A 12,361-nucleotide genomic window follows, 5' to 3' on the forward strand; every position below is an offset into this window, starting at 1 on the left:
CAGCCTAGTGTGGGCCGCCGCCCACCTTGCCACTGATCGTGGTCACGCTCACGGTGCAGCCGACAACCGGCCGCTACGAGAAAGACGAACGGTGCCTGCCACACGTCGAGTGGCAGACACCGTTCAGTTGATCTCGAGGATCAGCCAAGAGCACGCAGGCGGGGCGCGAGGTCACGCTCGAACAGCTCGAGGAAGCGGCGCTGATCGTGGCCCGGTGCGTGGAACACCAGGTGATTGAGACCGGCGTCGACGTAGGCCTTGACCTGCTCGACGGCGTCCTCGGGATCGGAAGCGACGATCCAGCGCTTGGCCACCTGCTCGATGGGCAGAGCGTCGGCAGCTGCTTCCATTTCGATCGGATCCTCGATGCTGTGCTTCTGCTCCGGCGTCAGGGAAAGCGGCGCCCAGAAACGCGTGTTCTCGAGTGCAGCCTCCGGATCGGTGTCGTAGCTGATCTTGATCTCGATCATCTTGTCGATGTCGGCGACGTCGCGCTCGGCCTTGGCCGCGCCCTCGGCAACCGCCGGAAGCAACTTCTCGGTGTAGAGCTCCATGCCCTTGCCGGAGGTGCAGATGAAGCCGTCACCGGCACGTCCCGCGTACCGGGCGACAACGGGTCCACCGGCCGCGATGTACACGGGAATCCCACCCTCGGGGACGTCGTAGATCGACGCGCCACGAGTGGTGAAGTACTCGCCTTCGAAGTCGACACGATCGCCCAGCCACAGCTCACGCATCAGCCGCACCGACTCACGCAGGCGCGCGAAGCGTTCCTTGAACTCGGGCCACTCACCCTGGAAGCCGGTGGCGATCTCGTTGAGAGCCTCACCGCTGCCGACGCCGAGCATGATGCGCCCCGGGTAGAGACATCCCATCGTCGCGAACGCCTGAGCGATGACCGCCGGGTTGTAGCGGAACGTCGGCGTCATCACGGACGTGCCGATCTGCACGCGCTCGGTGCGCTCACCGACGGCCGTCATCCAGGCGAGCGAGAACGGCGCGTGTCCACCGTTGTGGCGCCACGGCTGGAAATGATCGCTCACCGCAACGGAATCCATGCCGTGCTGCTCTGCCAGAACTGCCAGCTCTACCAGTTCGCGAGGGCCGAATTGCTCAGCCGATGCCTTGTATCCGAGCTTGAGTTCCTGCGCCACCGTGCACTCCCTTGTCGTCTGTTTCGTTTACTTCTCTGACTTGCTTCTCGTTCTTTGCAGACTATCCAGACACCGCTCGGACTTCTCTGCGTATCTCACGAGGTATCTCAGCGAGCGAGGCTGGTAACCACCGTTGCCACGCCGGCCGCGACGGCAACCCCGGCCAATGCCAGTGCGAACAGCCACAGCGCATGCGGTTCCGGCATCGCCGCTCCGTCCTCGAGCGCCTTCTTCACCTGTAGCCAGCGTCGCATACCGACGAGGGCGGCTGCTGCCGAGAGTGCGATCAACGTCAGACCGAGCGCCGTACGAACCCACCCTGTACTCCACTCGGGGACCAACTGGACGACGGCGATGCCGCCCGCCAGCAGGGCAAGCGAGCTACGCATCCACGCGAGGAAGGTGCGCTCGCTGGCAAGGGTGAATCGCTCGTCCGGGCGGTTCGGTTCACTCATGCGTGCTCGCCTCCGTGGGGTGCCACCAGATCCGGGTCCTGACGCCAGTCGTAGACGACCTCGGTGCGCAGAACGATGTCCTGCAACGATCGTCGCCGTCGATCGACCGCCGACCACAGCAATCCGAAGGCGAAGAGCACACAGAGCACCGCACGGATGAAGGCGAGCGGCCAACGGACCAACCGGTGACCCGACGTGATCACCCGCAACCCCATCACGAGGGAGCCGACAGTTCGGCCGGTGGTCGCCCAGCAGGCAGTCAGGTAGGCCACCGAGACGCCGAGAAATGCCGTCGTGGACAGGAAGATTCCCGGTTCCGAGAACGTGAAACTCTGCGGCGAGAAGAGCAATCGAACAAAGGCCAAGGCCACGTACACGGAACCCATCAGGATCAGCACGACGCCCAGGTCGATCAGTCCGGCGAGGCCACGGGTGACGATTCCGGCCGGGCCGGAATTCTCCTGGGCCACTAGCGTTCACCTGCGTTCGTGTCCGGATGCGGCTCGTGTGAGGGTGGTGCGTTGTCGCGGCCGAACAATCGTCCGACGAACCCGGCGACAGCGTCGTCCGCCTGCATCCCCTGCACGCGCGCCCCGTGCACGGCTTCGGTGGAGAGTGAACCGGTCGATTCACGAATCATCTGTGGGAGGTCGACACCCTCGATGACCTGGTCGGCGATCTTGAGGAGGTCGACGCGGTCGATCTGGCGCTCGAGGTCGACGCTGTCGACGATGCCGTCGAGGTCGAGGCGATCGATCACTGCTTTGACGTCGAGTCGGCTTGCGATCGCATCGACGTCGACGCGATCGATGATCGGTTCGAGCGAGACCCGTTCGGCAATCTTGTCCACGTCGATGTTCTCGGCGATCTTGTCGATGTCCACGTGGTCCACGACGATCTTCGTGATGTCGACTTCGGCAAGAGCAGCGTCGACGACAGCTTTGATCACCGTTCTCAACGTGGAATCGGCAAATTCCGCTGTCGAGCGAATCGCTTCCGTGCCGCGGGTGGCGACCTGGGTGATCGCGTCGTCGAGTGCGTCACCGACAACGGGGATCCGCTGCACCGAATCAATGGCGAGACCAGCGGTTCTGCGCGCCGCACCAGCCGTGATCGCGGCCAGCCCGAAGGCCAGCCGAATCACGTCGGATTCGGGGTGATGCGACTGCGATCCCACGCAATTGTCTCCATCTTCTTACCGGACTGTTATCCGGACATTCGTCACTCTCCTTCGCATTGTGCCACTGTTGGTAGGCACAAATACGCTGTCCGGCTTGCGCCAGGGGGAAATAATGAAGGCACGTCGATTCACGGTCCGATTGACGATGGCGGTGGCCATGGCTGCCGGCTTTCTCGGCCTCAGCGCGCCGACCGCGAGCGCGGATTCAGTGGTCAGCCGCATCGATGTCTACTCCCCCTCCATGGACCGCTGGATCGCCAACGACGTGATTTCCCCGGCCGGCGGTGGCCCCGCCCCGACCTTCTACCTGTTGACCGGCGTCGGCGGCGGTGAGGACGGGATCTCTTGGTTCAACAACACCGGAGTTCGTGACTTCTTCGACGACAAGCACGTCAACGTGGTCATGCCGGTCGGCGGCAAGTTCAGCATGTACACCGATTGGAACGCCGACGATCCGGTGCTCGGCCGCAACAAATGGCAGACCTACCTCACCAAGGAACTACCGGCTGCGGTCAACGCTCGGTACAACACAACAGGCGTCAACGCACTCGGCGGTGTGTCGATGGCCGGTGGACCGGTTCTGGACCTCGCGATCCAGTCGCCGGGCACCTACCGCGCCGTCGGCTCGTACAGCGGCTGCCCGCGCGCCGGCGACCCGCTCGGCCAGGCTGCGGTGCGCTCGATGGTCGAGATACTCGGCGGAGGAAACGCGGCCAACATGTGGGGGCCGTGGGGTAGCCCGCAGTGGGCTGCTCACGACCCGCTGATCAATGCCGAGAAACTGCGCGGCACAGCGCTGTTCATCTCCACCGGCAACGGCCTTCCCGGTCCGGTGGACGGAATCAACTCATTGGCGATGGCTGCCGGAGTCGTTCCCGGCGCTGTGCTCGAAGGCATCACCAACATGTGCACCGCTGCCCTACAGGGTCGATTCGGTCAGCTCGGCATTCCCGCGACGTTCAGCTTCCGACCCGAGGGCACCCACACCTGGGGACTCTTCGAAGCCGACATGCGTGCGTCGTGGCCGATGATCGCCGGCGCTATCGGGGCGTGAGCTTCGCCGCCCTCATCGCAGGCCGTGGCGTCAGGTGAGACTGCGCGCCCAGTCCCGCATCCCGGCGGGGCCGGTGCCAGTGGCGTATTCAGCGAACAGATTTCGCGCTTCGTCACGGCGGATGCCGCCGAGGACTTCACGCGGCTTACGGAAAAACGGAAGTTCCACAGGCGGCGCCCACAGCTGTACGAGTTCCGCCGCACCGTCGTTCGGGGATTCGAGAGCGAACCACACCCGGGTCACACCGAGCGTGATCGCGGCACCCATACACATGAGACATGGTTCGAGATTGACCGCCAATGTCAATTCACCGGACGCTCGAGTGAATCCGAGAGCCTCGTCGGCCTGCAAGAGCGCTTGAAGGTCCGCATGGACTACCCGTCGGCCGAGTGCCCGTTCTTGCGTATACGCCCGCCCGAGCACACGGTCGTCGTCGAACACGACTGCCCCGATCGGCATCTCCCCGAGTTCCATGCCCTCACGCGCTACGTCAAGAGCAAGCAAAAGCGCATCTCGGGGCGAAAACATCACTCGACACTAATGGACCAAGGCAAGCTCATGCCGCCAGTAGTGCGGGTAGTCCCCATTCCTTGGCAAGCAGCTCGTACGAGCGCAGGCGATCCTCGTGTCGATGGGTCACCCCGGTGATCACCAATTCGTCCGCTCCGGTCAGCTTCTGCAAACTGTCGAGCCTGTCGGCGACGGTGGTGGGTGAACCGACGAACTGCGTGATCAGCCGATCCTCCACTACTGCTTTGTCGGCATCGGAAAGTGGGAGCGCTGTGGCCGGATCGGGGTACGGGATGGCGCCGTGCCCGCTGCGAATGCTGTGTGTCCAGTGCGCGAACGTCGACGCCAACTCTCTCGCCGTCGCATCGTCCTCTGCGGCAACAACATCCGCGGAGACGACGACATACGGCTCCGACAGAACTGCCGACGGTCGGAATGCTGCACGGTATGCCTCGACGGCATCAAGCGTACTCGAGGGCGCCACATGGTAATTCGCGCCGAACGGCAATCCGAGTCGTCCGGCGAGTTCGGCACTGGGGCCTGCGCTGCTTCCGAAAACCCACAATTCGACGTCGGCGTCCTCACCGGGACTGGCGTGCAATTCGATGCCGTCGCGGGTGCGGTGGGTGCCGTTCAGGAGCGAGAGTATGTCGTCGACCTGCTGCTCGAAATCCGGCGCCTGCGCACCCGGAAACGCCAATGCCTCGAACGACGCCTGCAATCTCGGTGACGTGAGAAGACCGCTTGGATCGAAGGGCGCCGGGATCACGACGCCGTCGCGTACGACGTTCTCCCGCTTCGCTTCTGCCGGGGCAGGCGTTCCGGCAGCGACGGCACGAAGTGCCTCCACCCGACGCTGCCCGCTGCGCCCGATACCGAGATCGATACGACCCGGATACAACGCTTCGACGGTACCGAAGGCCTCGACCACCTGAGCTGCCGTGTTGTTGCCCAGCAGCACTGCGGCCGAGCCGACGCGAATGGTGTTGGTCGCGGCCGCAATCAGTCCGACCAGAACGGCCGGTGACGAGCTGGCTACGCCGACGAAGTGGTGTTCGGCGACCCAGTACCGCTTGTATCCCCACGCTTCGGCAGAACGAGCGAGGTCCAGCGAGTTCCGCAAGGCCTGGCGGGCCGTTTCACCCTCACTGATCGGAGAGAGGTCGAGTACGGACAGCGGCGCGCTCACCTCGGTGCGCTTCCGTCGCGGTTATTCGGTGTCTTCTCGCCGGCTTCCACCGCGAACGGCAAACGATTCTCGACGGGGGCGACGGGGCACGTCGCGTAATCGGTGAAGGCGCAGGGCAGGTTCGACGCCCGATTGAAATCGAGGGCTACCGCACCACCGGGCTCCGGTGCGCTCACGTGCAGCGAGCGTGCGGCCGGGTAGGTGGATACACCACTGGTCGCGTCGGTGAACAGGATGTGAAAGCCGTTGTCCTTGCCCGCGAACGCAATCAGCGTATGCGTTGCACCATCGTGTTCGAAGCTGATGGTTCCGCGGGCGTCGTGATGATGCTCGAGGCGCTCGACGACCGCACCCGTCGTCACCGTGCGAGCCTCCTCGAAAGCGGTGAAAACACCGTCGATGCGCCACTGCGGGTTCGGCTCGAAGGTCGGGATACCACTGAACTGCGCCAATGCCGGGGCCGACGAATCGTGGATCCGCAGAGCTACCTCGCCGGTGCGGCGGATGACCTCGACCAACCGCGCGCCCTGCTTGACGATCAGTCCCGGCGCCCCCTCGATCGGATTCAGAGTGAGTGAACCGTCCACTGCGACGCCGTCGATCGAGAGGTCGTCGGCCGGCGTCGCGGTGACGACAACGGCATTCGCGTCGGCGCGCCACGCACCGGGCAGGTCCGTGAAGGTGGAATCGGTGTCAACCAGCCAATGCAACGCAGTCAGGCTCAGCCAGCCGAGTGGTTCGCTGAAGGTGGCGTCGCGCGAGGCATGCCAAGCATTCCACTCGCCGGTGAAGGTGCTGGTGGAAGTGTCGGTAACGGTCATGATGCGCGGACTCCTTCAGCCTGCTCGTACGGGAGGCGCAGCCCGAGATGGCTGCGCAGGGTGGTTCCTGAGTATTCGGTCCGGAAACTGCCGCGGTCCTGTAGTTCTGGTACGACGGTGTCGATGAACTCGTCGAGGCCCGCGGGGGTGATGTGGGGAACGAGAATGAATCCGTCGCTCGCGTCGCCCTGGACGTAGGTGTCGATCTCGGCAGCCACCTCCGCTGCACTACCCACGAACTGTTGGCGGGCAGTTACTTCGATGATGAGTTCACGGATGCTGAGGTTTTCGGCCTCGGCCTTGGCACGCCACTGATCTGCGACCGCTCGCGGATCCTTGACGTGGCGGACGCGTCCGCGGGTGATGTTGACGTCGTCCGACGGATCTTCCTTCGGCAACGGGCCGTCGGCGTCGTACTGGGAAAGGTCTCTGCCCCAGACTTGTTCGAGAAAAGCGATGGCAGTCTGGGGTCCGACCTGCTGCCGCCGGATGTGATACGCCTTCTCCTGTGCGTCCGCGGCGTTGTCACCGAGCACGAAGGTGGCGGCGGGGAGAATCTTGAGGTCTGCGTGCGTGCGTCCGTACTTGGCCAAGCGTCCCTTCACGTCGGCGTAGAACGTCTTGCCTGCTTCGAGCGTTCCGTGCCCGGTGAAGATGGCGTCTGCCTTGGCGGCGCCGAACTCGCGTCCTTCGTCGGAGTCACCTGCCTGCAGCAGGACTGGGTGTCCTTGGGGACTCCGAGGAACTTCGAAGCGTCCGGTGATGTCGAACTGCTTACCGGAGTGTTGGAACTGACCGACCTGCTGGTCGGTGGCAAAAACGCCGCGCTCACGGTCGACGATCGGACGATCGATGCTCCAACTGTCCCACAGCGTCCGTACTGCGTCGACCAACTCGTTTGCGCGTGCGTACCGCTCGGAATGCTCCAGATACCCACCGCGGCGGAAGTTCTCACCGGTAAAGGCATCCGAAGAGGTGACCAGATTCCACGCGGCGCGGCCGTCGGAGAGATGATCGAGCGTCGAGAACTGCTTGGCCAACTCGTACGGCTCGTTGAACGTGGTGTTGATCGTCCCGGCCAGGCCGAGATGCGTTGTCACACCGGCAACCGCGTTGAGAATACTGAACGTATCCGGGCGACCGACCACGTCGAGGTCGTGAATCTTGCCCTGATGCTCGCGCAGGCGCAAACCTTCTGCGAGGAAGAAGAAGTCGAACAATCCGCGTTCGGCACTGCGGGCGAGATGCTCGAACGAGCTGAACTCGATCTGGCTCTTGGACGCCGGATCGGTCCACACCGTGGTGTTGTTCACGCCGGGGAAGTGAGCACCCAGGTGAACTTGCTTGCGAATCCTGTTCTGTGTCATCGGTGTTCCTGTTCTCTGTTCGCGCTACGCGAACTGATTGACGGGCAACTCGAAACCCAACCGCTCGCGCAGAGTCGGGCCGGTAGTCGGTCGCGGATTGAGAGTCGGCACCACGTCCGCCGCGATCTTCTCCACTGCGGCAGCCAAAGCCAAGGGACGCAGGACAACACCGTCGACCCCGGCCAGCCCACCGATCTCGCGAAGGAGGACAGTCAGGCCGGCGCTGTCACCGCGATAGAACAGCGAATGCGGGGCGTACGGCGCTCCCGCCCATTCCTCGAGTTCGGCCAGAGCGTCGTCGGCGGCTCCGCGATCAGCGCCGAGAAGCACGTCGACGTCGAGGAGAACCCTGACGCTGCGCCCGAGGGCAGCGGCATTCGCGTGGACCAGCTTGGCCGTGGCGTTGGCCACGCCGAGGTCGGTTGCCGAGATCCGAATCAGATCTCCGCGCGCAACAGCGAGCTCGCGTGCCTCCGGCCTGCTCTCGTCGACGGCGATCAGCGGCTGCCCCTGCGGGGAGCGCGGCGTGATGGACGGCCCCTTGACGGAAAAGTTCTTTCCCTCGAAGTCGATGTAGTGCAGCTTGTCTCGATCGATGAATCGTCCGCTAGCAGCGTCCCGTATCTCGGCGTCGTCCTCCCAGCTGTCCCACAGCCGACTGACCACCTCGACAGCCTCGGACGCTTCCTCCCACGCGGACTCGGGGCCCTGCACTGCCTTTCGGCCGAACAACGACGCCTGCTCAGCGGTGTCGGACACCGCGACCTGCCAGCCGGCCCGCCCCGCTGAGGAGTAGTCGATACTCGCGACGGCCTTGGAGATGTGGAACGGCTCGGTGTGCGTGACTGTCGCAGTGGGGATCAGGCCGATACGCGAGGTCACAGCACTCAGCCGTGCCGCAGTTGCAACCGCCTCCAATCTGCCCCGCACTGCGTGCTGGCCCTCGGATTGCAGTCCGAACGAGTCAGGGAGGAACGCCAGATCCACCCCGCCCCGATCCGCGGCGGTCACCAGGTCCACCCAGTACGAGGGCGTGAACAGATCTTCGGCGCGCGAATCCTCGCGTCGCCAGGAGTACGGATGAGCTCCGGTTCCCTCGAATTCGAGGCCGACCAGGAATGCTCCGGAACTACGCTCGGACATGTTCGGCCTTTCGTGTCGAATGATCCCGCCCGGGGATCGCGTCGAGAAGTGTGCGTGTGTACTCGTTTCGGGGATTGTCGAAAATCTCGGTGGTAGTGCCGATTTCGAGCAATCGCCCGGCCTGCATGACGCCGACGACGTCGCTGATCTGGCGAACAACCGCAAGATCGTGGGAGATGAAGAGATAGGTCAGGCCCAGTTCGCGCTGCAACTCGTCGAGTAGCGCCAGAATCTGCGCTTGCACCGAGACGTCGAGAGCGGACACAGGTTCGTCGAGAACGAGCAGGTCCGGCTTCAAAGCGAGCGCACGAGCGATCGCCACCCGTTGACGCTGGCCGCCCGAGAGTTCGGCCGGTTTGCGGCTCAGGAACTGCTCGGGAAGTGCAACCTGATCGAGCAACTCTGCTGCACGACTCTGTTGCTGGCTGCGTCCACCAACCTTGAAGGCCCGCAGCGGCTCCGCAACGATGTCCTGGACGGACAATTTCGGGTCGAGTGATGCATAGGGGTTCTGGTACACGAGCTGGATCTTTCGGCGCAGCTCGCGCAGATCGCTGCCCTTGACCTTCGTGATGTCGTGTCCGTCGAAGGAGATGGTGCCGGCATCCGCCTGCTCCAACCGCACGGCGATGCGCGCCGTGGTCGACTTGCCGGAGCCGGACTCCCCCACCAATGACACCGTCTGACCACGCGGAACAGTCAGCGATACCTCGTTCACCGCGGTGATCGAACTCCCGCGTCCGACGTTGAAACGCTTGGTGATTCCGGTCAACGTCAGCAGCGGGCTCGTATCCTGACGGACCGGCCGATCGACCGGTCCCGAGGACAGGCTCGGAGCCGAGTCGAGCAGCTTCTTCGTGTACTCGTGTCGCGGGTTGTCCAGAATATCTGCGGTGCGGCCGGATTCGACGATCCTGCCGCCCTGCATCACCAGGATCCGGTCCGCGCGGTCTGCGGCCACACCCAGGTCGTGCGTGATCAGGAGCACGGCGGCACCGGATTCGGCGATTCGCTCGTCCAAGTGGTCGAGGATGCGTCGTTGAACCGTGACGTCCAGAGCACTGGTCGGCTCGTCGGCGATGATGAGGGCGGGGTTCGCGACAAGCGCGATACCGATCAGAACTCGTTGCCGCATACCGCCGGAGAGCTCGTGCGGGTACTGGCGTGCTCGGATTTCCGGCCGGTCGATACCCGCGCGCTCGAGCACCTCGACGGCGTCCAACCGGGCTTTGCGACGGTCTGCGAGGCCGTGGATCCGGAGGACTTCTGCAACCTGGTCGCCGATCCTCGTCACCGGGTTGAGCGAGGTCGTCGGATCCTGCGGCACCAAACCGATACGCGCGCCGCGGATTCGCTGCCACGCACGGTCGGAATACGAGTCGATCTGTTCACCCTCGAACTCGACGGTCCCGCCGGTGACGTGGCCACTGCCGGCGAGCAGACCCAATATCGCGTGTGCCGTGGTCGACTTACCGGAACCCGATTCCCCGACCACCGCAACTACTTCGCCCCGACCGACGGTGAAGCTCACGCCGGATACCGCGGGCTCGGCGCCGTAGGCGATCTGTAAGTCGGTGACGGAAAGCAACTGTTCCTCGGTCGTGCTCATCGCCGGTTGTTCCTTTCGATCTCGTGGCCGATACGGTGTGCCGAGATGACCACGGCGACAATCGCGAGACCGGGAAGTGTTGTCATCCACCAGGCATTGGCGAGGAAATTGCGTCCCTCGGATACCAGCGATCCCCATTCCGGGGTAGGCGGAACGGCGCCGAATCCCAAGAAGCTCAGAGCCGACACGGCTAGTACTGCCTGCCCGAACTCGACAGCGGACAGCGCGACCACCGGCGCGTAGGAGTTGGGAAGCACGTGCCGACGCAGGACACCGAGCCACTGCACACCTGAACTGAACGCAGCCTCGACGTACTGAGCTCCGCGCACCCGCATCACTTCGGCACGCATCACTCGCGCGAAATTGGCGACCATACTGACGCCGACCGCGATGGCGACGTTGATGGTGCCGAAGCCGAGTGCGGTGACAAGGGCCAACGAGAGCAGCAGTGCCGGAATGGACAGCAGCACGTCGACGATGCGCATCAGCACGGCGTCGACGACGCCACCGACAAAGCCCGCGAGCAAACCGATTATCGATCCCGCCACCAATGCGATTCCGACCGCCACCAGGGTTGCGGTCAGGGACAACGCGGCGCCGTGCACGAACCGTGTGTACAGGTCACGTCCGAGATTGTCGGTTCCGAACCAGTGAGCCAGGCTCGGGCCCTGCAGTTTGTCCGCCGGGACACCGGACAACGGATCGCCGCTGGCAAAGAATCCGGGTGCGACGGCAAAGCCGATGGCAAGCAACACGATCAACACCGGAATCACCAAGCCGGGCTTTCGGATCCAGCCGATGGCCGTGGACTCTCGGCGCGAAACAACAGGTGCCTTCGCCTCGACGCTCGGATCGAGGAGTAGGGGTTCGCTCAATGTGTCAGACATGAGCCGGCTCCAGATCGGTCGAGCTTTCGGTATTCGACTTTTCGGTGTGACTCTTCTTCGTCTGGATGATCCGTGGATCTATCAAGGGGTAGAAGAGGTCGACCGCGAGGTTGACGAGCACGAACACGAGAGAGGCGAACACAACGACTCCCTGCACCACCGGGATGTCCTGCGCCGTCACCGACGTCTGTGTCAGACGGCCGACGCCCGCGCGAGAGAACACCGTTTCCACAACCACCGAGCCCGCCAGCAGCGTGCCGACCAGCACACCGGCAATGGTGAATGCCGGAATGCTCGCCAGTCGCAACGCGTGACGGGTCTGCACGCGCCAACGGCTTGCGCCCTTGGCGTACGCAGTCTCCACGTGCGGCGAACGTAGCGTCGACTGCAGGCTGGTCGTGAGCACCTGCGCGATCACCGCGCCGGTCGGGATCGCCAAGGTGATCGCCGGAAGAATCACCGTTGCGAATCCCTTGTCTCCGAATGCCGGGAAGATGTGCAGACGGAACGAGAAGAGTTGCAGAAGAATCAGGCCCACCCAGAAAGTAGGCACTGCCACACCCAGCGGCGGCAGAGAGAACAACAGGTTCGCGAGCCACCGCTTGCGGGTGTAGGTAGCGAAGAACGCGATCGCCACTCCGAACAACACGGCCAGAACCAAGGCGGTGGTTGCCAGCACCAGAGTGCTGGGCAGCGCCGAGAAGATGGCATCCGTCACCGACTGACCGGTGGAGATCGATGTACCGAAATCGCCGCGAAGAGCATTCGTCAGCGACGTCCAGTACTGCACCCACACCGACTGGTCCAAGCCGTACCGCGCCCGAAGCTGATCGAGCGCGGCCTGATCCACTGCAACACCCTGACCGGACGAGTCGGCAGCCATGCTGACGGGGTCACTCGGCAGGAGGAACAGAATCACGAACGAGATGGTGAAGGCGGCCCACAGGACCACTGCGGCCTGACCCAGTCGGGTGAGTACGTATCGAGTCATG

General features: G+C 63.9%; 13 protein-coding genes. 1 reads left to right on the forward strand and 12 read right to left on the reverse strand.

From position 1 onward, the window contains the following. Nucleotides 1-140: 140 nt before the first annotated feature. From fgd to QMA15_RS11590, 4 genes are all read right to left on the reverse strand, one after another. Nucleotides 141-1,154: a glucose-6-phosphate dehydrogenase (coenzyme-F420) gene (gene fgd / locus QMA15_RS11575; protein ID WP_029254775.1), complete on the reverse strand. Its 1,014-nt coding sequence runs from the start codon at nt 1,152-1,154 to the stop codon at nt 141-143. 107 nt (nt 1,155-1,261) lie between these two features. Then, nucleotides 1,262-1,609, reverse strand: a complete 348-nt coding sequence (locus QMA15_RS11580; protein ID WP_019749510.1) for a DUF202 domain-containing protein — start codon at nt 1,607-1,609, stop codon at nt 1,262-1,264. Further along, complete coding sequence (locus QMA15_RS11585; RefSeq protein ID WP_019749509.1) at nt 1,606-2,079, reverse strand: RDD family protein; 474 nt, start codon at nt 2,077-2,079, stop codon at nt 1,606-1,608. Before QMA15_RS11585 ends, QMA15_RS11580 begins: the two co-directional genes overlap by 4 nt. Then, nucleotides 2,079-2,786 carry a hypothetical protein gene (locus QMA15_RS11590; RefSeq protein WP_019749508.1) on the reverse strand — a complete coding sequence of 236 codons (708 nt, stop codon included), beginning with the start codon at nt 2,784-2,786 and terminating at the stop codon, nt 2,079-2,081. Before QMA15_RS11590 ends, QMA15_RS11585 begins: the two co-directional genes overlap by 1 nt. A gap of 115 nt (nt 2,787-2,901) precedes the next feature. Between QMA15_RS11590 and QMA15_RS11595 the strand changes: the two genes are divergently transcribed. Further along, nucleotides 2,902-3,843: an alpha/beta hydrolase family protein gene (locus QMA15_RS11595; protein ID WP_029538606.1), complete on the forward strand. Its 942-nt coding sequence runs from the start codon at nt 2,902-2,904 to the stop codon at nt 3,841-3,843. Nucleotides 3,844-3,873: 30 nt separating this feature from the next. Here the strand turns inward: QMA15_RS11595 and QMA15_RS11600 are convergent, their stop codons facing one another. Genes QMA15_RS11600 through QMA15_RS11635 form a run of 8 tightly spaced genes read right to left on the reverse strand, consistent with a single transcriptional unit; the run spans nt 3,874 to nt 12,360 of the window. Further along, nucleotides 3,874-4,371: a deaminase gene (locus QMA15_RS11600; RefSeq protein ID WP_283569053.1), complete on the reverse strand. Its 498-nt coding sequence runs from the start codon at nt 4,369-4,371 to the stop codon at nt 3,874-3,876. Between the two features lie 28 nt (nt 4,372-4,399). Then, complete coding sequence (locus QMA15_RS11605) at nt 4,400-5,542, reverse strand: LLM class flavin-dependent oxidoreductase (RefSeq protein ID WP_030535999.1); 1,143 nt, start codon at nt 5,540-5,542, stop codon at nt 4,400-4,402. After that, the gene (locus QMA15_RS11610) at nt 5,539-6,363 is read right to left on the reverse strand and encodes a DUF1684 domain-containing protein (protein ID WP_290284567.1); all 825 of its coding nucleotides are present in this window, start codon (nt 6,361-6,363) and stop codon (nt 5,539-5,541) included. The genes QMA15_RS11605 and QMA15_RS11610 overlap by 4 nt, the downstream gene beginning before the upstream one ends. After that, nucleotides 6,360-7,730 carry an NtaA/DmoA family FMN-dependent monooxygenase gene (locus QMA15_RS11615; RefSeq protein ID WP_290284569.1) on the reverse strand — a complete coding sequence of 457 codons (1,371 nt, stop codon included), beginning with the start codon at nt 7,728-7,730 and terminating at the stop codon, nt 6,360-6,362. Before QMA15_RS11615 ends, QMA15_RS11610 begins: the two co-directional genes overlap by 4 nt. Nucleotides 7,731-7,754: 24 nt before the next feature. Beyond that, nucleotides 7,755-8,873 (reverse strand): LLM class flavin-dependent oxidoreductase, encoded by a 1,119-nt coding sequence (locus QMA15_RS11620; RefSeq protein ID WP_290284571.1) that lies wholly within the window; start codon nt 8,871-8,873, stop codon nt 7,755-7,757. Then, nucleotides 8,860-10,482: an ABC transporter ATP-binding protein gene (locus QMA15_RS11625; RefSeq protein WP_029254771.1), complete on the reverse strand. Its 1,623-nt coding sequence runs from the start codon at nt 10,480-10,482 to the stop codon at nt 8,860-8,862. Before QMA15_RS11625 ends, QMA15_RS11620 begins: the two co-directional genes overlap by 14 nt. Further along, nucleotides 10,479-11,369, reverse strand: a complete 891-nt coding sequence (locus tag QMA15_RS11630; protein WP_290284574.1) for an ABC transporter permease — start codon at nt 11,367-11,369, stop codon at nt 10,479-10,481. The genes QMA15_RS11625 and QMA15_RS11630 overlap by 4 nt, the downstream gene beginning before the upstream one ends. Continuing rightward, nucleotides 11,362-12,360 carry an ABC transporter permease gene (locus QMA15_RS11635; RefSeq protein WP_290284576.1) on the reverse strand — a complete coding sequence of 333 codons (999 nt, stop codon included), beginning with the start codon at nt 12,358-12,360 and terminating at the stop codon, nt 11,362-11,364. The genes QMA15_RS11630 and QMA15_RS11635 overlap by 8 nt, the downstream gene beginning before the upstream one ends. Nucleotide 12,361 lies beyond the last annotated feature (1 nt).

The sequence above is a fragment of the Rhodococcus sp. APC 3903 genome, assembly GCF_030407755.1.
Lineage (GTDB): Bacteria > Actinomycetota > Actinomycetes > Mycobacteriales > Mycobacteriaceae > Rhodococcus_F > Rhodococcus_F erythropolis.

Bases quoted from the DNA above. Each gene is read 5' to 3' on its own strand.
- QMA15_RS11580 (WP_019749510.1), bottom strand. From the start codon at position 1,609: ATGAGTGAACCGAACCGCCCGGACGAGCGATTCACCCTTGCCAGCGAG.
- QMA15_RS11595 (WP_029538606.1), top strand. From the start codon at position 2,902: ATGAAGGCACGTCGATTCACGGTCCGATTGACGATGGCGGTGGCCATG.
- QMA15_RS11600 (WP_283569053.1), bottom strand. From the start codon at position 4,371: ATGTTTTCGCCCCGAGATGCGCTTTTGCTTGCTCTTGACGTAGCGCGT.
- QMA15_RS11610 (WP_290284567.1), bottom strand. From the start codon at position 6,363: ATGACCGTTACCGACACTTCCACCAGCACCTTCACCGGCGAGTGGAAT.
- QMA15_RS11615 (WP_290284569.1), bottom strand. From the start codon at position 7,730: ATGACACAGAACAGGATTCGCAAGCAAGTTCACCTGGGTGCTCACTTC.
- QMA15_RS11620 (WP_290284571.1), bottom strand. From the start codon at position 8,873: ATGTCCGAGCGTAGTTCCGGAGCATTCCTGGTCGGCCTCGAATTCGAG.
- QMA15_RS11625 (WP_029254771.1), bottom strand. From the start codon at position 10,482: ATGAGCACGACCGAGGAACAGTTGCTTTCCGTCACCGACTTACAGATC.
- QMA15_RS11630 (WP_290284574.1), bottom strand. From the start codon at position 11,369: ATGTCTGACACATTGAGCGAACCCCTACTCCTCGATCCGAGCGTCGAG.
- QMA15_RS11635 (WP_290284576.1), bottom strand. From the start codon at position 12,360: ATGACTCGATACGTACTCACCCGACTGGGTCAGGCCGCAGTGGTCCTG.